The 19,131-nt window shown below is 68.3% G+C and carries 20 protein-coding genes; 14 read left to right on the forward strand and 6 right to left on the reverse strand.

The annotated features are described in order from the left end of the window. The first annotated feature begins 40 nt into the window (after nt 1–40). The 6 genes from LC039_RS11560 to LC039_RS11585 all read left to right on the forward strand — a co-directional run bounded on the left by LC039_RS11560 (nt 41) and on the right by LC039_RS11585 (nt 6,957). On the forward strand, nt 41–985 hold the full coding sequence (locus LC039_RS11560; protein ID WP_226624289.1) for an ABC transporter permease: 945 nt from the start codon (nt 41–43) through the stop codon (nt 983–985). Then, nucleotides 982–1,797 (forward strand): ABC transporter permease, encoded by an 816-nt coding sequence (locus LC039_RS11565; protein ID WP_226624291.1) that lies wholly within the window; start codon nt 982–984, stop codon nt 1,795–1,797. The genes LC039_RS11560 and LC039_RS11565 overlap by 4 nt, the downstream gene beginning before the upstream one ends. Then, nucleotides 1,794–3,503, forward strand: a complete 1,710-nt coding sequence (locus LC039_RS11570) for an ABC transporter ATP-binding protein (protein ID WP_413463832.1) — start codon at nt 1,794–1,796, stop codon at nt 3,501–3,503. Before LC039_RS11565 ends, LC039_RS11570 begins: the two co-directional genes overlap by 4 nt. Beyond that, a complete protein-coding gene (locus LC039_RS11575) occupies nt 3,481–4,926 on the forward strand; it encodes an aldehyde dehydrogenase family protein (RefSeq protein WP_226624295.1) in 1,446 nt (481 codons plus the stop codon). Before LC039_RS11570 ends, LC039_RS11575 begins: the two co-directional genes overlap by 23 nt. A 60-nt stretch (nt 4,927–4,986) precedes the next feature. Further along, the gene (locus LC039_RS11580) at nt 4,987–5,727 is read left to right on the forward strand and encodes an SDR family oxidoreductase (RefSeq protein ID WP_226624297.1); all 741 of its coding nucleotides are present in this window, start codon (nt 4,987–4,989) and stop codon (nt 5,725–5,727) included. A gap of 225 nt (nt 5,728–5,952) precedes the next feature. Beyond that, the gene (locus LC039_RS11585; RefSeq protein ID WP_226624299.1) at nt 5,953–6,957 is read left to right on the forward strand and encodes a P1 family peptidase; all 1,005 of its coding nucleotides are present in this window, start codon (nt 5,953–5,955) and stop codon (nt 6,955–6,957) included. 10 nt (nt 6,958–6,967) lie between these two features. Here LC039_RS11585 and LC039_RS11590 read toward each other — a convergent pair whose 3' ends face one another. Both LC039_RS11590 and LC039_RS11595 read right to left on the reverse strand, forming a co-directional pair. Continuing rightward, nucleotides 6,968–7,756 (reverse strand): SseB family protein, encoded by a 789-nt coding sequence (locus LC039_RS11590; protein ID WP_226624305.1) that lies wholly within the window; start codon nt 7,754–7,756, stop codon nt 6,968–6,970. Further along, on the reverse strand, nt 7,753–8,349 hold the full coding sequence (locus LC039_RS11595) for a uracil-DNA glycosylase family protein (protein ID WP_226624307.1): 597 nt from the start codon (nt 8,347–8,349) through the stop codon (nt 7,753–7,755). The genes LC039_RS11590 and LC039_RS11595 overlap by 4 nt, the downstream gene beginning before the upstream one ends. A 194-nt stretch (nt 8,350–8,543) precedes the next feature. Between LC039_RS11595 and LC039_RS11600 the strand changes: the two genes are divergently transcribed. Further along, nucleotides 8,544–9,203 carry an ABC transporter ATP-binding protein gene (locus LC039_RS11600; protein ID WP_226624315.1) on the forward strand — a complete coding sequence of 220 codons (660 nt, stop codon included), beginning with the start codon at nt 8,544–8,546 and terminating at the stop codon, nt 9,201–9,203. Continuing rightward, nucleotides 9,181–10,824 carry a capsule biosynthesis protein gene (locus LC039_RS11605; protein WP_226624316.1) on the forward strand — a complete coding sequence of 548 codons (1,644 nt, stop codon included), beginning with the start codon at nt 9,181–9,183 and terminating at the stop codon, nt 10,822–10,824. The genes LC039_RS11600 and LC039_RS11605 overlap by 23 nt, the downstream gene beginning before the upstream one ends. An 82-nt stretch (nt 10,825–10,906) precedes the next feature. On the opposite strand, the gene LC039_RS11610 is transcribed toward LC039_RS11605, so the two are convergent. From LC039_RS11610 to LC039_RS11625, 4 genes are all read right to left on the reverse strand, one after another. After that, the gene (locus LC039_RS11610) at nt 10,907–11,482 is read right to left on the reverse strand and encodes an NADPH-dependent FMN reductase (protein ID WP_226624318.1); all 576 of its coding nucleotides are present in this window, start codon (nt 11,480–11,482) and stop codon (nt 10,907–10,909) included. 221 nt (nt 11,483–11,703) lie between these two features. Continuing rightward, a complete protein-coding gene (locus tag LC039_RS11615; protein WP_226624319.1) occupies nt 11,704–12,630 on the reverse strand; it encodes an electron transfer flavoprotein subunit alpha/FixB family protein in 927 nt (308 codons plus the stop codon). Continuing rightward, the gene (locus tag LC039_RS11620; protein WP_226624320.1) at nt 12,630–13,388 is read right to left on the reverse strand and encodes an electron transfer flavoprotein subunit beta/FixA family protein; all 759 of its coding nucleotides are present in this window, start codon (nt 13,386–13,388) and stop codon (nt 12,630–12,632) included. Before LC039_RS11620 ends, LC039_RS11615 begins: the two co-directional genes overlap by 1 nt. A gap of 397 nt (nt 13,389–13,785) precedes the next feature. Further along, nucleotides 13,786–16,101 (reverse strand): DNA topoisomerase IV subunit A, encoded by a 2,316-nt coding sequence (locus LC039_RS11625; protein ID WP_226624321.1) that lies wholly within the window; start codon nt 16,099–16,101, stop codon nt 13,786–13,788. Between LC039_RS11625 and LC039_RS11630 the strand changes: the two genes are divergently transcribed. From LC039_RS11630 to LC039_RS11655, 6 genes are all read left to right on the forward strand, one after another. Continuing rightward, on the forward strand, nt 16,100–16,297 hold the full coding sequence (locus LC039_RS11630) for a hypothetical protein (RefSeq protein ID WP_226624322.1): 198 nt from the start codon (nt 16,100–16,102) through the stop codon (nt 16,295–16,297). The genes LC039_RS11625 and LC039_RS11630 overlap by 2 nt on opposite strands. After that, nucleotides 16,294–16,857 carry an SH3 domain-containing protein gene (locus LC039_RS11635; RefSeq protein WP_226624323.1) on the forward strand — a complete coding sequence of 188 codons (564 nt, stop codon included), beginning with the start codon at nt 16,294–16,296 and terminating at the stop codon, nt 16,855–16,857. Before LC039_RS11630 ends, LC039_RS11635 begins: the two co-directional genes overlap by 4 nt. Before the next feature lie 112 nt (nt 16,858–16,969). Further along, nucleotides 16,970–17,830, forward strand: a complete 861-nt coding sequence (locus LC039_RS11640) for an SDR family NAD(P)-dependent oxidoreductase (protein ID WP_226624324.1) — start codon at nt 16,970–16,972, stop codon at nt 17,828–17,830. An 87-nt stretch (nt 17,831–17,917) separates the two neighbouring features. Next, nucleotides 17,918–18,118, forward strand: coding sequence for a twin transmembrane helix small protein (locus tag LC039_RS11645; protein ID WP_226624325.1), 201 nt, complete (start codon nt 17,918–17,920; stop codon nt 18,116–18,118). A gap of 2 nt (nt 18,119–18,120) precedes the next feature. Continuing rightward, entirely contained in the window at nt 18,121–18,696 is a 576-nt protein-coding gene (locus tag LC039_RS11650; RefSeq protein WP_226624326.1) for a cob(I)yrinic acid a,c-diamide adenosyltransferase, read from the forward strand. Between the two features lie 316 nt (nt 18,697–19,012). After that, on the forward strand, nt 19,013–19,131 hold a 119-nt coding region (locus LC039_RS11655; RefSeq protein ID WP_263620071.1), incomplete at its 3' end, for a GTP-binding protein.

Below are 19,131 nucleotides of genomic sequence, written 5' to 3' on the forward strand. Positions count from 1 at the left end.
GCGTCTGGACCGTGCCGCGCCCCGCGCCTAACGTGGCCCCATGCTAGGCTACGCGCTCAAACGTCTGACCTCGCTGGCGGTTTCGCTGCTGGTGGCGTCGCTGGTCATCTTCCTGGTGGTCGAGGTCGCCCCCGGCGATCCGGCCAGCTACATGCTCGGGATGAACGCCCAGCCCGACACGGTGGCGGCGCTGCGCAGCGAGCTCGGGCTCGACCTGCCGAAATGGCAGCGCTACCTGAGCTGGCTCGGCGGGATGCTCTCCGGCGACTTCGGCACCTCTTACACCTACCGCACGCCGGTGGCGGAGATGGTTGCCGAGCGCATCACCGTCTCGCTGCCGCTGGCGCTCTACGCGCTGGGGCTCTCGACGCTGATCGCGCTGCCCGCGGGCATCTACGCCGCCGCCCGCCGCGGCAAGGCGGGGGATGCCGGGGTGATCGGTGCCACGCAGCTCGGCATCGCCATTCCCAACTTCTGGTTCGCCATGTTGCTGGTGCTGCTGTTTGCACTGAAGCTGCGCTGGTTCAGCGCCGGCGGCTTTCCCGGCTGGGATGATCCGCTCATGGCGATGAAATCCCTGACCCTGCCCGCGGTGGCCCTCGCGCTGCCGCAGGCGGCGATCCTGGCGCGGGTCATGCGCTCGTCGCTGATCGACATCCTGTCGGAGGACTTCATCCGCACCGCCCGCGCCAAGGGGCTCTCGCGGCGGCAGGCGCTCTGGCGACACGGGCTGCGCAACGCGCTGATTCCGGTGCTGACCATCCTCGGGCTGCAGTTCTCCTTCCTGCTGGCGGGGGCGATCATCATCGAGCAGGTGTTCTTCCTGCCCGGCCTCGGTCGGCTGATCTTCCAGTCGATCACCCAGCGCGACCTGATCGTGGTCGAATCGGTGGTCATGCTGCTGGTCTTCGCGGTGATCGCGGTGAATTTCCTCACGGACATGGCCTATGCCATCGCCGATCCGAGACTGAGGCGCCCGCGATGAAACCCTCCTTGATCCTCGGCGCGCTGCTGACGCTGACCTTCATCCTCGCCGCGCTGATCTCCTATCTCTGGACCCCGGGCGACGTCGAGGCGGTGAACATCGCCGCCCGCCTGCAACCGCCGTCTGCGGCGCATTGGCTGGGCACCGACCACCTCGGCCGCGACATGCTGAGCATGGTGATGACCGGCGCGCGCACCTCGCTCGCCGTCGCGCTGGTGGCGGTGGGGCTCGGCATGGGGCTCGGCGTGCCGCTGGGGCTGGCCGCCGCGGCGCGGCAGGGCGGCTGGCTCGACGAGCTGGTGATGCGCACCAACGACCTGATCTTCGCCTTCCCCTCGCTGGTCATCGCCATCCTGATCACCGCCATCTTCGGCCCCGGCGCGCTCAACGCCATCCTCGCCATCGGCATTTTCAACATCCCGGTCTTCGCCCGGCTCACCCGCGGCGCGGCGCTGAGCTTCTGGCGCCGCGAGTTCATCCTTGCCGCCCGCGTTGCCGGCAAGGGCGTGCCCCGCATCAGTGCCGAGCACATCCTGCCCAATCTCGCCAACCTGCTGATCGTGCAGGGCACCATCCAGTTCTCGCTCGGCATTCTCGCCGAGGCGGGGCTCTCCTACGTCGGTCTCGGCGCGCAGCCGCCGGTGCCGAGCTGGGGCCGGATGCTGGCCGACGCGCAGACCATGGTATCCCTCGCGCCGCATGTGGCCATCGTGCCCGGCCTTGCAATCCTGCTCACGGTGCTCGGCCTCAACCTGCTCGGAGACGGGCTGCGCGACGCCCTCGATCCCCGCCTGAGGCCCTCCCGCGCATGAGTCTTTCTTCTAGGCAGAAATATCCCGGGGGGCGCGGCGCGCCAGCGACGCGCGGGGCAGAGCCCCCGGTCCGGCAGGCACCAGAGGCGCTGCTGCACGTGGAAGGGCTCACCCTCACCATCGGCGGCACCGCGATCCTGCAGGACGTCTCTATGTCCCTGCCGCAGGGCCAGATCCTTGCGCTCACCGGCGAGTCGGGCTCGGGCAAGTCGATGACCGCGCTCGCCGCCATCGGGCTGCTGCCCGAGCGGGCCGAGACCTCCGGCCGGCTGCGGCTCTCGGGGCGCGACCTGCTGACCCTGCCGGAGCGGGAACTCTGCGCCCTGAGGGGCCGCGAGGTGGGCATGGTCTTCCAGGAGCCGATGACCGCGCTCAACCCGGTGCAGCGCATCGGCGACCAGGTGATGGAGACGATCCTGATCCACAGGGCGATGTCCCGCGCCGGCGCCCGTGCCCGCGCCGCCGAGGTCATGGCCCGCGTCGGGCTCGACCCCGAGCGCATCCCACCGACGCGCTACCCGCACGAACTGTCTGGCGGGCAGCGCCAGCGCGTCGGCATCGCCATGGCCATCGCGCTGCGTCCGAAGCTGCTGATCGCCGACGAGCCGACCACCGCGCTCGACGTGACGACGCAGGCGCAGATCCTCGAGCTGCTCACCGGGCTGGTGCGCGAAGAGGGGATGGCCATGCTGATGATCACCCATGACCTCGCCGTGGTGGCGGGCATGGCGGACCGGATCGCGGTGATGAATGCCGGGCGCATCGTCGAACAGGGGCCCACGGCGCAGGTTCTGGCCGAGCAGCGCCACCCCTACACCCGCCAGCTCTTCGAGGCGTCCCGCCATAAGGCACCGCTGGCCCCGATCACACCCGGAGAGACCCAGCTCAGCGTGCAGGACGCGGTCCGCGACTACCCGCTGCCGCGCGAGCATCCCTTCGCGCCTCGCCGCGCATTCCGGGCGGTGAAAGGCGTCAGCTTCGACATCCGCCGCGGCGAAAGGATCGGCCTCGTGGGCGAGTCCGGCTGCGGCAAGTCGACGCTCTCCCGCGCGATCCTCGGGCTGGAGCCCCTGCAGGCGGGGCAGATCTCCCTCGATGGCAAGCCGATCCTCTCGCACGGCAAGCCCGACCCAGCGCTCCGGCGCCGCGTGCAGGTGGTGTTCCAGGATCCCTACGGCTCGTTCAACCCGCGCCACAGCGTCGGCCGGATCATCGCGGAGCCGTTCCACCTGTTGCCCGATCCGCCCAAGGGCGCGGCGCGGCAGACGGCCATTGCGGCGGCGCTCACCGCCGTGGGGTTGAAGCCCGAGCACGAGGAAGCCCCGATCCACGCCTTCTCCGGCGGGCAGCGCCAGCGCATCGCCATCGCCCGGGCGCTGATCATCGAGCCCGAACTGGTGATTTTCGACGAGGCGGTCTCGGCGCTCGACGTGCGGGTGCGGGCGCAGATCCTCGATCTGGTGGCCGAACTGTCTCGCACGCGGGGCCTCAGCTATCTCTTCGTCAGCCACGATCTTTCGGTGGTGCGTTCGATCACCGACCAAGTGCTGGTGATGCGCGAGGGCGAGATCGTCGAGCGCGGCGCGACTGCCGAGGTGTTTGACAATCCCCGGCACTGGTATACCAAATCCCTCATGGAGGCGGCGCCGAGACTTCCGGCGCCGGAGATGGGAGGAGATGACGATGCCGGAGGGGAGCCCCTTTGACAGCGCCTGCGTGCTCATTGGCGGCACATGGCGCGAGACCGCGGACACGCTGCCGCTGAGCGATCCGTCCACGGGCGCCGAGATCGGGCGCATCGCCCGCGGGGGCGCTGCTGAAATCGACGAGGCGGTGGCCGCGGCGCAGGCCGCGCTGGATGGCGAATGGGGGGCGATGACGGCGCTGGAGCGCGGGCGCATCCTCACCCGGATCGGTATGCTGGTGCTGGAGAACGTCGACCTGCTTGCCCGGATCGAGGCGCAGGACGTGGGCAAGCCGCTTTCGCAGGCGCGGGCCGACGCGGTGGCGCTGGCGCGCTACTGCGAGTTTTACGGCGGCGCGGCGGACAAGATCCACGGCGAGACCATTCCCTATCTGGATGGCTACACCGTCTACACCCTGCGCGAGCCGCACGGGGTGACCGGTCATATCGTGCCGTGGAACTACCCGATGCAGATCATCGGCCGCTCGGTCGGCGCGGCGCTCGCCATGGGCAATGCCTGCGTGCTGAAACCGGCCGAGGACGCCTGCCTGACCGCCCTGCATTTCGCCGATCTGGCGCAGCAGGCGGGGCTGCCGGCAGGGGCGCTCAACGTGGTGCCGGGGCTCGGCTCGGAGGCGGGCGCGGCCCTGTCGTCCCATCCCGGCGTGCAGCACATGAGTTTCACCGGCTCGGTCGCCACCGGCGCCGCCGTGCAGCGCGCGGCCTCGGAAAACGTGATCCCGGTGACGCTGGAGCTTGGCGGCAAATCCCCGCAACTGGTCTTCGCCGATGCCGATCTGGATGCGGCGCTGCCGTTCCTCGTGAATGCCGGTCTGCAGAACGCCGGACAGACCTGCTCGGCGTCCTCGCGCATTCTCGTGCAGCGCGAAGTGCTGGACGAGGTGATGACCCGTATGGCCGCCGCATACGAGGCCAAGCTCGTCGGCCCCGCCATGGACGATCGCGACATCGGTCCGCTGATCAATGCCGCCCAGAAGCGCCGCGTCGAAGGGTTCCTGGAGCAGGGAGCAGAGCTGCCGGTGCTGGCGCGGGCGCGGCTGGCCGAGGGCTTGCCGGAGGGCGGGCATTACGTCGCCCCCTGCCTCTACGGTCCGGTCCCGGCGGAGCACGCGCTGGCGCAGGACGAGATCTTCGGCCCGGTGCAAGTGGTTATCCCCTTCGAGGATGAGGCGGACGCGCTGCGCATCGCCAATGGCACGGCCTACGGCCTTGTCGCCAGCGTCTGGACCCGCGACGGCGCGCGGCAGATGCGGCTGGCAAAGAAGCTGAAGGCCGGGCAGGTGTTTCTCAACAATTACGGCGCCGGGGGCGGGGTGGAGCTGCCTTTCGGCGGGGTTGGCAAGTCCGGTCATGGACGGGAGAAGGGCTTCGAGGCGCTTTACGGCTTCTCGGTGCTGAAGACGGTGGCGGCGCATCATGGCTGAGCCTGCGGTTGCAGGACATGGCTGAGCGCCGCAGGTGAGGATTTGAGGGAGGAGACAGGCATGAGACTGGATGGAAAGACCGCCATCGTGACCGGCGCGGGCTCGGGCTTCGGCGCGGGCATCGCGCGGCGCTTCGCGGCAGAGGGCGCGCGGGTGATGGTCGCCGATATCAATATCGAAGGCGCCATGGAGGTTGCCGCCGAGTTCGGCGGCGTGGCGCATGAGGTGAACGTGGCCGACGGTGCCTCGGTCGAGGAGATGGCGCTGCGCGCCGGGGCCGAGCTGGGCCGGGTCGACATCCTGGTGAACAACGCCGGGGTCACCCACCTGCCGGGCTTCATGGAGGAAATCGACGAGGCGGATTTTGACCGGGTGATGGCGGTCAACTGCAAGTCGGTCTACCTGACGGCCCGCGCCCTGGTGGCAGGGATGAAGGCGCGCGGCGCGGGGACTATCCTCAACGTGGCCTCCACGGCGGGGGTCTCGCCGCGCCCGAAGCTGAACTGGTACAACGCCTCGAAGGGCTGGATGAACACTGCGACGAAGGCCATGGCGATCGAGCTGGCGCCCTTCGGCGTGCGGGTCAACGCGCTAAACCCGGTGGCGGGCGACACGCCGCTGCTGAAGAGCTTCATGGGCGAGGACACGCCGGAGATGCGCGCCAAGTTCCTCTCGACCATCCCCATGGGCCGATTCTCCACCCCCGAGGACCTGGCGAATGCGGCGCTCTACCTGTGCTCCGACGAGGCCTCGCTGGTGACCGGCGTGTGCATGGAGGTCGACGGCGGGCGCTGTATCTGAGGCCGCTTGAAGAGGGGGCGCCGCCCCCGCCGCGGCTGCGCCGCGCCTCCCCCGGCGTATTTGCAAAGAGAAGAAGCCGGGACTTCGGGCTTTCCTTCCGCGCCCCGGCGGAATAACGCGTCTGACCGTTCATCAATTTCGCAAAAGCGCCTGCGACAGCGGGCGCTCTTGTTCTTTTGCCGCAGTGCAGCAAAATGTTTACCAGTGGCTGCAAGGAGTGGACTCATGCGACCCGGTCCCCTGAACCTGATCACCGACGTGCCCGGCCTCATGGTGGGCAATGCCGAAGACTCCTTTCTGAAATCCGGTGTTTCGGTGGTCACCGCCGCGGCGCCCATGGTGGCCTCCGTTTCGGTCATGGGGGGCGCCCCCGGCACGCGCGAGACCGACCTGCTGGCGCCGGACAAGACCGCGCCGGGGGTCGACGCGCTGGTGCTCTCCGGCGGCAGCGCCTTTGGCCTCGCGGCGGCGCAGGGAGTGATGGACGCGCTGCACGAGGAGGGGCGGGGTTTCGAGGTCTTCTCGGCCCGGGTGCCGATCGTCCCGGCGGCGATCCTCTTCGACCTGCTCAACGGCGGCGACAAGCACTGGGGGGTGAACCCCTATCCCGCGCTCGGGCGGCAGGCGCTGGCCAACGCAGGGAGCAGTTTCAAGCTCGGCTCGCGTGGCGCGGGCTGCGGCGCGCAGACCGCGCAGCACAAGGGCGGGCTGGGCTCGGCCTCGCTGGTGCTGGAGGGCGGCATCACCGTCGGCGCGCTGGTGGCGGTGAACCCGATGGGCAGCGTGACCACGCCGTCGGGACGGCACTTCTGGGCGGCGCCCTTCGAGATCGGTGAGGAGTTTGGCGGGCTCGGGCCGGAGCCCGCGCCGGGGTTCCACGAGATGCCCGAGAGCCGCAAGGCCGGGGCGATGGCGGCGCTGGGCAACACGACGATCGCCGTGGTTGCCACCGATGCGCAGCTCGACAAGGGGCAGGCGCATCGCATGGCGGTGGCGGCACAGGACGGCATCGGTCGCGCCATCCTCCCGGCGCATTCGCCGCTGGACGGCGACCTGGTGTTCGCCTGTTCCACCGGCGGCAGGACGCTTGCCGACCCGGTGCGGCAACTGGCGCAGATCGGTCACGCGGCGAGCCTCTGCCTCGCCCGTGCCATTGCCCGCGGCGTCTGGGAGGCGACCCCGGCCATGGGCGACACGCTGCCGACGCTGCGCGAGGAGCTGGGGCTCTAGGGCGCGCCGATCAGCGCAGGATCGGCGGGCTGTCGGGGTCGGAGCCGGGCGCGATGCGCTTGACCCGCTCGGGCTGCTCGATCTCCGGCAGCTCGAAGCGCAGGCCGACGCGGGTGAGGCTGGCCGCCAGCTCGTCGCTGTCGCGCAGGAAGAGTACGTCGAGCGCGCCCGCCTCGATGCCCGAGAAGACCAGCGCCTCGTTCACCGCGCGGGCGAGCGCGTCCTCGGCCCCCGGCGCGGTCCCGGCGAAGGCGAGGATGTGGCCGCGTCCGCCGCCCTCGTAGGTGGCCCCGGCCAGCCAGGCGCAGCGTGCGAAGCCGGCGGCGGTGGCGAGCTTGGTGTCGAGCGCCGCGAGCAGCGCCTCGGGTAGGCCGACGGGCCTGGTGACTTCCTCGATATGCGCCTCGCCCTCGCTCGGGCCATGGCCGAGGGTCGCGGCCAGCCAGTCGACCGCCTCGGCGGGCAGCAGGGTCGAGGCCTCGGAAACCTCGATGTTCACCGCCAGCCCGATGCCCTGACCGGCCAGCATGTTCGCCACGGCGCGGCCCGAGAGCGCGGCATAGGGCGCGGCGCGGCCGACGAACTGCGACAGGCGCTCCTCGCGGTCGAAGACCAGCACGAAGCGCGCGTCGCCGAGGTCGAAGAGCTCGGGCTCGATCTGGTCGCCGTCGATCTCGCGGGTCAGCAGCAGGAAGAGCTCGCCATCGGCCAGGCGCTCGTAGAAGCGCAGGCGGGCGTTGTCATCCTCGGGGGCGGCCTCCATCGCGCTGAGCGCGGCGTCGAGCGGTGTAGTCGTCATGTCAGGACCTCGCGGACACGGGCGCGCAGGACGGGCAGGAGCTCGGCCTCGAACCACGGATTGCGTTTGAGCCAACCCGTATTGCGCCAGGACGGGTGGGGCAAGGGCAGAGCGTGGGGAAGATACCCGCGCCAGCCGGCGACGGTCTCGGTCACGCCGGTCTTCGTGCCGAGATGGTAGCGGTGCGCGTGGCCGCCGATGTAGAGCCGCAGCGGCAGCGGGCCGAGTGCCTCGAACAGCGGGTCGTGCCAGGTGGCGCGGCAGATCGGCGGCGGCGGCAGGTCCGCCCCCTTGGCATCATAGCCCGGAAAGCAGAAGGCCATGGGCACGATGGCAACGCGGGACTGGTCCCAGAATTCCTCCTGCGACAGGCCGAGCCAGTCGCGCAGCCTGTCGCCCGAGGGGTCGTCGAAGGGCCGGCCCGACTTGTGCACGCGCATCCCCGGCGCCTGCCCGGCGATCAGCAGCCGCGCGCCGGGGCGGAACCAGGCCACCGGGCGCGGGGCATGGCGGGTGGCGGTGGCGGCGAAGCGCGCGGCGCAGAGGCGGCAGGCGGAGATGTCGGTCTTGAGGCTGCTCAGGCGGTCGGGCATGGCTCAGAGGTAAGGCGTCGCGGTCCGGCCCGCCAGTGCCGCGAGGCGTTGCGGCGCGAGCACGGCGTCGCCCAGCGGGGCGCTCAGGCGGCAGGCCTTTCAAATTTTGGTCATATTCTAAACCAAATCGAGGGGTAGGGATCCCTTATTCCACGCGCCGCTAGTATGATCGACGCGTTGGCAGGGGCAGTGAAATGATCGAGTTCGACATGGTCAGCAAGTCCTTCTGGACGGGGGAACGCCGGAAGGTGATCCTTGACCGTGTGTCGTTCCAGGTCACCGTCGGCGAAAGCATCGGCATCCTCGCCCCGAACGGCACCGGCAAGACCACGTTGATCCGCATGATGGCGGGGCTGGAAAAGCCGGATGAAGGCGAGATTCGGCGAAGCTCGCGCGTGTCCTTCCCGCTCGGGTTCATGGGCGGCGTGGTCTCGAAGATCTCGGCCCGCGAGAATGCCCGCTTCATCGCCCGCATGTACGGGCTCGATCCCGAATACGTCGAGGCCTTCTGCCGGTGGCTCTGCGGGCTGGGCGAGTATTTCGATCAGCCGATCGGCACCTATTCCTCGGGGATGAAGGCGCGGTTCACCTTCTCGCTGATGCTGGCGCTGGACTTCGACATCTACCTCATCGACGAGGGCATGCCGAGCTCGACCGACGTCGAATTCAACCGCAAGGCCGGAGAAATCCTTGCCGAGCGGCTGCGCACCACAACCATCGTGATCGTCTCGCACCAGCCGGCGATCCTCGAGAAATTTGCCCGTCGGGCGGCGGTCCTGATGGACGGGAAACTGCACCAGTTCGACACCTTGGAAGAAGCGAAACGGCTGTATGACTACGAAACCCAGGGCTAAGAAATTCCGCATCCGCCGCCCCGAGGCGGGGCAGGGTCCGTCGGCGGCATCGCGGGCGGAGGCGGACGCGCGGCCGGGTGCCGGGCAGCCGGACACGCCGCAAGAGGATGACCGGGCGCCGGAGGCCGGCGGCGCGGAGCCCAAGGCGGCGGGCACGACCACCGATCTCGAGGCGATCCGCAACGAGGGGCTGACCGGCCGACAACTGCGGCTTGCCCGGCGGGTGGCGCAGAAGAACGGCTTCGAGCCGGCCTCGGATTACGACGCGGTGCGCATGCTGCGGGCGCGGGGGATCGACCCGTTCCAGCGCAGCTCGATGCTCGAACTGGTGGTGCCGAGCGCGGGCAGCGGCGGCGGTGACGGAAAGGGGCCGGAGGCCGGGCTGCCGGTGCTCCCCGCCGGCTCGGAGGGCCTGCCGGAGCCGGTCGCGGCCAAGACCCAGCTGCCCTCGACCCAGACCGCCAGCCCCGCCGAGCGCCGCGCCGCCGAGATCATGAAGATCCAGCAGGAACTGGCCCGGCGCCGCCGCAAGAAGCAGATGATGCTGCTGAGCCGGCTGGCCTTCTTCGTGATGCTGCCGACCATTCTCGCGGGCTATTATTTCTATGTGATGGCGACGCCGATGTACGCCACAAAGTCCGAGTTCCTGATCCTCAAGGCCGAGAATTCCGCCTCCTCGATGGGCAGCCTGTTCTCCGGCACGCAGTTCGCCACCAACCAGGATGCGATCGCGGTGCAGAGCTACCTGATGTCCAAGGACGCCATGCTGCGGCTCGACCGCGACGAGGGGTTCAAGGCGCATTACCAGCAGGACTGGATCGACCCGCTGCAGAGGCTCGACCCGGATGCGTCGAACGAAGACGCCTACGGCGTCTACCAGCGCAATATCGAGATCGGCTACGATCCGACCGAAGGCGTGGTGAAGATGGAGGTGCAGGCCGCCGACCCCGAGACCGCCGCGCGCTTCAGCCGGGCGCTGATCGGCTATGCCGAGACCCGGGTGGACAACCTCTCGCTGCGCAAGCGCTCCAACGCGGTGTCCGACGCCGAGGTCGGGCTGGAAGAGGCGCAGGCCGAGCGCCAGGATGCCCAGGAGAAGCTGGTGCGCCTGCAGCAGCAGGGCTCGGTGATCGACCCCGAGGGGCGGATCGCGGCGCTGCGCACGCAGATCAGCAACGTCGAGGTACAGCTCCAGGAAAAGCGCCTGACTCTGCAGGCGCTGCTCGACAACGCCCGGCCCAACAGCTCGCGCGTGGAGGGCGCGCAGGGCGATGTGCGGCGGCTCGAAGCGCTGCTGGAAGACCTGAACAGGCAGATGACCAGCGCCACCACGGGCGAGGATTCGCTGGCCGAGAAGGCGGTGCAGATCCAGCTTGCGCAGGCGGACCTGGCCACCCGCGACCTGATGCTGCAGACGGCGCTCGAACGGCTCGAACAGGCCCGCCGCGATGCCGAGAGCCAGGCGCGCTACCTGACCACGTCGGTGGAGCCGGTGGCCTCGCAGGACCCGAGCTACCCGCGCAGCTTCGAGAACACGATTCTCGCCTTCCTGATCTTCTCGGGCATCTACCTGATGATCTCGCTCACCGCCTCGATCCTGCGTGAACAGGTCGCGACCTGAGCGGAGCACGCGGAGGGTGCAAAACAAAACGCCCGGCCAAGAGGCCGGGCGTTTCGCTGTCTGACGGATGCGTCGGGGCCGATCAGGCCGCTTCGGCGCGGGCCGGCTTCAGCGCCTCGCCCCAGACCGACAGCTCGGCGAACATGCCCTTCAGGCCGTCGACGACCGGCTGCTCGGGGCGCAGCACGCCGTCTTCGCCGATGTAGTTGAACACGAAGGGCACCGGCACCGACTGCGGCAGCGCCATGACGTTCATGTTGACCAGAAGCTGGCGCAGCTCCTGCGCGGCGCGCATGCCGCCCGAGACGCCGCCGTAGCTGACCACGGCCGCGACCTTGCGTTCCCATTCCACGGCGAGCGCCTGGATGGCGTTGACCAGCGCGGCCGAGGGGAAGCTGTTGTATTCCGGGGTCAGGAACACGAAGGCATCGGCGTCGGCGATCTTCGCGGCCCATTTCTTGGTGTGCTCGTGCTCGTAGGCTTGGGCGCGCGGGTGGCCGGCCTCGTCGAGCAGCGGCAGGTCGATTTCCTTGAGGTCGACGACTTCGACGTCGAAGCCGTTCTGCTGCTTGGCGATCTCTTCGACCCATTTGCCGATGATCGGCACGATGCGGCCGGGGCGGGTGGAGCCAAGGATGATTTTTACTTTGAGAGACATGGGAGCTGTCCTTCTGCGTTCATGAGGGAGGTGGCGGCCGGGAGGGAATGGCCGTGCCTTGGCGCATTACCTACGCTCGATCGCCGCCGGGACAATTGTCCCGAACGCACAGCGCGGGTGCATTGGTGCACGGGCGCGCAGCGAGATCCCGCTTTCGAAGCCGGCGGACGTAAAAAGGCCCGCCGGTTTGGCGGGCCTTTTTCTGGTCTCTGTGGTGGGGCTCAGACCTTGTCGGTCAGCTCCGGCACGGCGGTGAAGAGGTCGGCGACGAGGCCGAAGTCGGCGACCTGGAAGATTGGCGCCTCTTCGTCCTTGTTGATCGCGACGATCACCTTGGAGTCCTTCATGCCCGCGAGGTGCTGGATCGCGCCCGAGATGCCCACGGCCACGTAGAGGTCCGGCGCCACGACCTTGCCGGTCTGGCCGACCTGCCAGTCGTTCGGGGCGAAGCCGCTGTCCACCGCGGCGCGCGAGGCCCCCACGGCGGCGCCGAGCTTGTCGGCGAGCTTCTCGATCAGCGCGAAATCCTCTTCCGAGCCGACGCCGCGGCCGCCCGAGACGACGATCTTCGCCGAGGTCAGCTCGGGGCGATCGCTCTCGGCCATCTTGTCCTCGACCCATTCGGACAGGCCTGGGTTGTCGCCCGCGCCGATGGTCTCGACGGCGGCCGAACCGGTGGTGCCGGCGGCCTCGAAGGTGGAGGTCCGGAAGGTGATAACCTTCTTTTCATCCTTCGATTTTACCGTCTGGATGGCGTTGCCGGCGTAGATCGGGCGCTCGAAGGTGTCGGCGTCGACCACGGCGGTCACATCGGTCAGGATCATCGCATCGAGCAGCGCGGCAACGCGCGGCAGGATGTTCTTCGCGTCGGTCGTGGCCGGGGCGACGATGTGGCTGTACTCGCCGGCAAGCGACACGATCAGCGCTGCGACCGGCTCGGCCAGACGGTGGCCGTAGAGCGCGTCTTCGGCGACCAGCACCTTGGCCACGCCGTCGATCTTGGCGGCTTCCTCGGCGGCGGCTGCGGCGGAGGCACCAGCGGCCAGCACGGTGACATCGCCCAGCTTCGCCGCGGCGTTCACCGCCTTGGCGGTTGCGTCGAGCGCCAGCGCGCCGTCGTTGATTTCTGCAAGAAGGAGAACGGCCATCAGAGTGCCCCTGCGTCTTTCAGTTTCGCCACGAGCTCGTCGACCGAGCCCACCTTGATGCCGGCCGCGCGTTCCGCGGGCTCCGAGGTCTTGACGATCTCGAGGCGCGGGCTGACGTCGACGCCGAAGTCGGCGGCGGTCTTCTCGTCGAGCGGCTTCTTCTTCGCCTTCATGATGTTCGGAAGGCTCGCGTAGCGCGGCTCGTTGAGGCGCAGGTCGGCGGTGACGATGGCCGGGAGCGCGATCTTGATGGTCTGCAGACCGCCGTCCACCTCGCGCGCCACGGTGGCGGCATCGCCCTCGACGTCGAGCTTGTTGGCATAGGTCGCCTGCGCCCAGCCCAGCAGGCCGGAGAGCATCTGGCCGGTGGCGTTCATGTCGTTGTCGATCGCCTGCTTGCCCATGATGACAAGGCCCGGGGCCTCTTCCTCGACGATCTTCGCGAGGATCTTGGCGACGGCGAGCGGCTCGATGTCGGTGTGAACGTCCTCGGCGGCGGTCACCAGGATGGCGCGGTCGGCGCCCATGGCCAGCGCGGTGCGCAGGGTTTCCTGGCTCTGCTTCACGCCGATCGAGACGACGATGACTTCCTCGGCCTTGCCGGCCTCCTTGAGGCGGATGGCCTCTTCGACCGCGATCTCGTCGAAGGGGTTCATCGACATCTTGACGTTGGCAAGATCGACGCCCGTGCCGTCCGCTTTCACGCGGACTTTCACGTTGTAGTCGATCACGCGCTTCACAGGCACAAGCACCTTCATGAGCGGTTCTCTCCCTAGGTTTCGCCGCGCCTTGCACGGCACTTCGTGGTTCTCCCGAGGGGTGATAGCGAAGTGAACGCGGCGGAAACAGAGGCAATTTGCGCAACCGCAGCAAAACGCCGCGCCACTTGCGCGAGGTCAGCCGGGCGGGGCGCGCGAATGTCGCGGCGGAATTTCGAACGGTCGGAAACGCTTTTCCCAGGCGTTTTCGGCCTGCTCAGGAAATGGGCACACGAAAAGCCATCTCGCTTCGGACCGGCGTGGCGCGGCTCAAAGATGATTCGTGCAGCCGTCATTTCGGCCGCCTCCGGAGGGGCTGGAACGGCACAGGGCCGCGCGTGGCGGCCCTGTGATCCTCTCTGCCGAAGGCTGCAGCCCGCGGGCAAATCTGCTTCGGTCAGGTGAAGGTATTGTCCCGCGGGAAGCCGCGCGGCGCCATGCGGCCGGCGGTGGCGCGCTTGGCGATCCATTCGGCAAGGTCGCTCTGGGTGCGGGTGCGCCCGGCCGGATCCTTCCAGCTGAGGCCGTCGGCCAGCGTGAAGGTGGTGATGTCCGACAGGCCACCGTCCTTGTATTTCTGCAGCCGCACGCCCTTGCCGCGGCCCATCTCTGGCAACTCGTCGAGCATGAAGATCAGCACCTTGCGGTTCTGGCCGACCACGGCGACGGCGTCGCCCTGCACCGGCTTGCAGACCTTGGCCACGGTGTCGTCGCGCACGTTGAGCACCTGGCGGCCGGTGCGGGTCTGCGCCAGCACGTCCGCCTCGGGCACCACGAAGCCGTCCCCGGCAGAGGAGGCGACCAGCAGCTTGCGGTCCGGCACGTGGCTGAAGATGTCGATGATCTGCGCCTCGTTGGGCAGGTCGACGATCAGCCGCAGCGGCTCGCCCATACCGCGCCCGCCGGGCAGGTTGGCGGCGGAGAGCGTGTAGAAACGCCCGTTCGAGCCGAACACCAGCAGCCGGTCGGTGGTTTCGGCGTGGAAGATGAAGCGCGGGCCGTCGCCGTCCTTGAACTTCAGCTCGGAGCCGAGGTCGATGTGTCCCTTCATCGCGCGGATCCAGCCCATCTGCGAGCAGACCACGGTGATCGGCTCGCGCTCGATCATCGCCTCGAGCGGAACGTCCTCGGCCTCGCCGGCCTCGGCGAAGCTGGAGAGGCGGGCGCCGCGGTCGAGCCCCTTAGTGAAGGCCTTCTTCACCTCGCGCAGCTCGGCCGAGATGCTCTTCCACTGCAGGTCCTCGCTGGCCAGCAGGTCTTCGAGCCCGGCGCGCTCTTCCATCAGCTTGTCACGCTCGGCGACCAGCTCCATCTCCTCGAGCTTGCGCAAGCTGCGCAGGCGCATGTTGAGGATGGCCTCGGTCTGCACCTCGGTCAGGCCGAACTCCTCCTCGCCCGACACCGGGGCGGGGGAGACGTAGTCGGCCTCGGAGGTGGCGCGGGCGATCTTGCGGCCCCAATCCTCGCGCATCAGCGCGGCCTTGGGATCCTCGTCGTAGCGGATGATGTCGATGACGCGATCGAGGTTGAGGAAGGCGATGATCAGCCCTTCCAGCACCTCGAGGCGATGGTCGATCTTTTCCATCCGGTGCCGCGAGCGGCGGCAGAGCACGTCGCGCCGGAAGTCGAGGAAGGCGCGCAGCACCTCCTTCAGCGAGCAGACCTTCGGGGTCACCCCGTCGATCAGAACGTTCATGTTCAGCGAGAAGCGGATTTCCAGATCCGAGTTGCGGAACAGCATGTTCATCAGCACGTCGGGATCGACGTTCTTGGACTTGGGCTCCAGCACCATGCGGATGTCTTCGGCGCTCTCGTCGCGGATGTCGGCGAGGATCGGCACCTTCTTGGTCTGGATCAGCTCGGCGAGCCGCTCGACCAGCTTGGACTTCTGCACCTGGTAGGGGATCTCGGTGACCACCGCCTGCCATTGGCCGCGGCCGAGATCCTCGACCTCCCACTTGGCGCGCAGCCGGATCGAGCCGCGGCCCGTCGCATAGGCCTGAGCGATGTTCTCGCGCGGCTCGACGATCACCCCGCCGGTGGGGAAATCGGGGCCGGGCACGTAGTTCAGCAGCGTCTCGTCGGCCGCATTCGGCGACTTGATGAGATGCAGGGAGGCGTCGATCAGCTCGCCGATGTTGTGCGGCGGGATATTGGTCGCCATGCCCACCGCGATGCCCGAGGCGCCGTTGGCCAGCAGGTTCGGGTAGGAGGCGGGCAGAACCACGGGCTCTTCGAGACGGCCGTCGTAGTTCGGACGGTAGTCGACCGCGTCCTCGTCGAGGCCCTGCAGCAGCGCCTCGGCCATGATGGTCATCCGCGCCTCGGTGTAGCGCGAGGCCGCCGGGTTGTCGCCGTCGATGTTGCCGAAGTTGCCCTGACCGTCGACCAGCGGGTAGCGGATGGTGAAGTCCTGCGCGAGGCGCGCCATGGCGTCGTAGATCGCCGCGTCGCCGTGCGGGTGGAAATCCCCCATCGTGTCGCCGGAGATTTTTGCCGACTTCAGGAAGCCTCCGGTGGAACTAAGTCGCAGCCGGCGCATTGCATAAAGGATACGACGATGCACGGGCTTGAGCCCGTCCCGCGCGTCTGGCAGCGCCCGGTTCATGATCGTCGACAATGCATAGGTCAGATAGCGCTCGCCGATCGCCCGGCGCAGGGTTTCTGCCACGTTACGAGGGTTCATGTTGGGGTCATCGACGATATCATTCATGCATATTGTGATACCCGCGCCGAAAAGCGCGGGCAAGCGATCCTCCGAGGGAAATCTGCTTCGTGCAAATTTTTCCCGGTTTCCGCTTAAGCAGAATGCCGAAATCAACTATGGTGTGTGTGACGCCGAGTATTTCAGCGGTGCGTTTGCGGCCCTTTTCAGCCAGCCCTTTCCTGTTCCGGAGATTTCATCATGAAAAGCCTTATGGTCACAACCTTTGCCCTTCTTGGCTGGGCCTGGTACTCGCTCTCAGGTGGTGCGAACTTCGAGCCTGGAATGCATTCCGTCGAACTGCCGAATCTGATTGCCGGGGGCTTCGTGACGAGCGCCGAGGCACGGCCCGCCGCGGCCCCCGAGGTCACCCGCGCCAGCACCGCCTCGCTGGCGGACGTGTCGGCCCCCGAATCGGCCGCCCCTGTCGCAGGAGGTGTCACCGATGACGTCATCGACGTCGCCCTGGCGGCAGTGCCCGATCAGCCGATCTCGGCCAGCTTCGATCCCGAAAGCTCCGCCGGCTCCGCGGCTCCGGCGGTAGCCTCAGCCGCGACCCCGTCCGACCTGCGCCAGGTCACTGGCTCGCGCGTCAACCTGCGCTACGGTCCCGGCACCGACTACTCGGTGGTCGGCCAACTCGCCGAAGGCGACGAGGTCGAGGTGCTCTCCGATCCCGGCGACGGCTGGGTGAAGCTGCAGGCGCGGAACGGCGGCACCGCGGGCTGGATGTACGACGCCTATCTTTCCGCCGACGCCAACTGATCTCCCCGCGACCCGGGCATCTCGCCGCCCGATGAATTGCAGCCCGGTGAATTGCAGCCCGCCGCCGCCTCGCCTATGCCGTCGGAAACTCCGGCAAGGCAGGGCAGGCACCATGGCGCAGGACGAGGGCGAGACTTCCAGACCATCCATTCTGATCACCGGCTGCTCGTCGGGCATCGGCGAGTCCGCCGCGCGCGGTCTGCGCGCCCGTGGCTGGCGGGTCTTCGCCAGCTGCCGTCGCGAGGAGGACTGCGCTCGCATGCGGCTGATGGGCTTCGACAGCCCGCGGCTCGACTACACCAATGAGGCTTCGATGCAGGCGGCGCTGGCCGAGGTGCTGGCGGCCACCGGTGGCACGCTCGACGCGCTCTACAACAACGGCGCCCACGCCGCGCCCGGCGCGCTCGAGGATCTGCCCACCGGCGCGCTGCGCGAGATCTTCGAGGTCAACCTCTTCGGCTGGCACACGCTGACCCGCATGGTGATTCCGGTGATGCGGGCGCAGGGGCACGGGCGGATCATCAACTGCTCTTCAGTGCTGGGGATCGTGCCCATGCCCTGGCGCGGGGCCTATGTCTCGACCAAGCATGCGCTGGAGGGGCTGACCGATGTGCTGCGCATCGAGATGTCGGATACGCCGATCAAGGTCGTGCTGATCGAGCCCGGTCCGATCACCTCGCGCATTCGCGCAAACTCGGTGCCGCATTTCGAAAAATGGGTGGACTGGGAGGCCAGCCCGCGCCGCGCGCAATACGAGGGCTCTTTGCTGAAACGGCTCTATGCGTCCTCGGGCGGCAAGCCGGACACCTTCGAGCTTCCGGGCTCGGCGGTCACGGAAAAGCTCATCCTCGCGCTCGAAAGCGACCACCCGGCGCCGCGCTATTACGTGACCACCGCGACCCACATCATGGGCACGCTGCGGCGGCTGCTGCCGACCCGCCTGCTCGACCTGCTGATCGCCCGGGCGCGGTAAGGGTGCGCGAAGGTCGCAGCCGCGCGTCCTTCGCTTTTCGGCGTGAACCGGCTATGTGGGGGCATCGAGGGTAGGGAGGCAAAACCCATGCGTGAGGATCCGCTGTTTCTGGTCGTCGCCGTCGTGATGATGGCCGTCGTGGGCATCCTGCTCTTTGGGATCGGCTCATTCGCCAAGGGCGGGGCCTTCAACAAGAAGTACGCGAACAAGGCCATGCGCTGGCGCATCATCGCGCAATTCGCCGCCGTGGTGCTGATCCTGCTGTTCGTTCTTATCCGGAGAAGCTGACGATGATCGTGCTCAACAAGATCTACACCCGCACCGGCGACAAGGGCGACACCGCGCTGGTCGATGGCACGCGTGTGCCGAAATACTGCGCGCGGGTCGAATCCTACGGCACGGTGGACGAGCTGAACGCGGTGGTCGGCCTTGCGCGGCTGCAGGCGGAGGGCGACCTCGATACGGCGCTGGCGCGGATCCAGAACGATCTCTTCGACCTCGGCTCCGATCTCGGCCGCCCCGACATGTCGCGCGACGCCGAGGCCGGCTACCCGGTGCTGCGGGTCACGCAGGCGCAGGTCGAGCGGCTCGAGGCCGAGATGGACGCGATGACCGCCCAGCTCGAGCCGCTGCGCAGCTTCGTGCTGCCGGGCGGCTCGCCGGCCTCGGCCTTCCTGCACCAGTGCCGCACCGTCGCCCGCCGCGCCGAGCGCCGCTCGGTTGAACTGGCGGCGGCGGAAGAGGTGAACAACCATGCGGTGAAATATCTCAACCGGCTCAGCGACTGGTTCTTCTGCGCGGCGCGCATGGCCAATGACGGCGGCACCGCGGATGTGCTCTGGGTGCCGGGGGCGCACCGCGACTGAGGACCGGGACTGAAGACCGCGACTGCGGGACGGGATGCTGCCCCCGCCGGCCTGCGGCGGACTCGCCCGGGATATTTCGGCCTAGAAGAAGGTCGGACGGCCCGTCCGAAGGGCAGCGGCGCGTGCTCGGGCCCGCGGATTTGCCCCTGCGGCATCGGCGGTGCGGGGCCGGGCGCGCGAAACCGTGACCGAATAAGCGCGCCTGCTGGCGCGCAGATATCAACAGACGCTTGATTTTCTGCTCCCGACCCAATAAACGGCCCGCGATGCGAAACCGGGTCGCAGTCGACCCCCTAGAGGTGAGACGTCTGGAAAGATGGCAAAGGAAAAGTTTGAGCGCGGCAAGCCGCACTGCAACATCGGCACGATCGGTCACGTTGACCACGGCAAGACCACGCTGACCGCAGCAATCACCAAGTACTTCGGTGACTTCCG

Source organism: Alloyangia pacifica, assembly GCF_020524285.1.
Taxonomy (GTDB): Bacteria; Pseudomonadota; Alphaproteobacteria; order Rhodobacterales; family Rhodobacteraceae; genus Salipiger; species Salipiger pacificus_B.

Excerpts from the sequence above, each read along its gene's own strand:
- LC039_RS11625 (WP_226624321.1), bottom strand. The coding sequence starts at position 16,101 with ATGAATGATATCGTCGATGACCCCAACATGAACCCTCGTAACGTGGCA.
- LC039_RS11585 (WP_226624299.1), top strand. The coding sequence starts at position 5,953 with ATGCGACCCGGTCCCCTGAACCTGATCACCGACGTGCCCGGCCTCATG.
- LC039_RS11595 (WP_226624307.1), bottom strand. The coding sequence starts at position 8,349 with ATGCCCGACCGCCTGAGCAGCCTCAAGACCGACATCTCCGCCTGCCGC.
- LC039_RS11635 (WP_226624323.1), top strand. The coding sequence starts at position 16,294 with ATGAAAAGCCTTATGGTCACAACCTTTGCCCTTCTTGGCTGGGCCTGG.
- LC039_RS11615 (WP_226624319.1), bottom strand. The coding sequence starts at position 12,630 with ATGGCCGTTCTCCTTCTTGCAGAAATCAACGACGGCGCGCTGGCGCTC.
- LC039_RS11590 (WP_226624305.1), bottom strand. The coding sequence starts at position 7,756 with ATGACGACTACACCGCTCGACGCCGCGCTCAGCGCGATGGAGGCCGCC.
- LC039_RS11600 (WP_226624315.1), top strand. The coding sequence starts at position 8,544 with ATGATCGAGTTCGACATGGTCAGCAAGTCCTTCTGGACGGGGGAACGC.
- LC039_RS11575 (WP_226624295.1), top strand. The coding sequence starts at position 3,481 with ATGCCGGAGGGGAGCCCCTTTGACAGCGCCTGCGTGCTCATTGGCGGC.
- LC039_RS11580 (WP_226624297.1), top strand. The coding sequence starts at position 4,987 with ATGAGACTGGATGGAAAGACCGCCATCGTGACCGGCGCGGGCTCGGGC.
- LC039_RS11630 (WP_226624322.1), top strand. The coding sequence starts at position 16,100 with ATGCATATTGTGATACCCGCGCCGAAAAGCGCGGGCAAGCGATCCTCC.
- LC039_RS11645 (WP_226624325.1), top strand. The coding sequence starts at position 17,918 with ATGCGTGAGGATCCGCTGTTTCTGGTCGTCGCCGTCGTGATGATGGCC.
- LC039_RS11650 (WP_226624326.1), top strand. The coding sequence starts at position 18,121 with ATGATCGTGCTCAACAAGATCTACACCCGCACCGGCGACAAGGGCGAC.
- LC039_RS11560 (WP_226624289.1), top strand. The coding sequence starts at position 41 with ATGCTAGGCTACGCGCTCAAACGTCTGACCTCGCTGGCGGTTTCGCTG.
- LC039_RS11640 (WP_226624324.1), top strand. The coding sequence starts at position 16,970 with ATGGCGCAGGACGAGGGCGAGACTTCCAGACCATCCATTCTGATCACC.
- LC039_RS11620 (WP_226624320.1), bottom strand. The coding sequence starts at position 13,388 with ATGAAGGTGCTTGTGCCTGTGAAGCGCGTGATCGACTACAACGTGAAA.
- LC039_RS11605 (WP_226624316.1), top strand. The coding sequence starts at position 9,181 with ATGACTACGAAACCCAGGGCTAAGAAATTCCGCATCCGCCGCCCCGAG.
- LC039_RS11565 (WP_226624291.1), top strand. The coding sequence starts at position 982 with ATGAAACCCTCCTTGATCCTCGGCGCGCTGCTGACGCTGACCTTCATC.
- LC039_RS11570 (WP_413463832.1), top strand. The coding sequence starts at position 1,794 with ATGAGTCTTTCTTCTAGGCAGAAATATCCCGGGGGGCGCGGCGCGCCA.
- LC039_RS11610 (WP_226624318.1), bottom strand. The coding sequence starts at position 11,482 with ATGTCTCTCAAAGTAAAAATCATCCTTGGCTCCACCCGCCCCGGCCGC.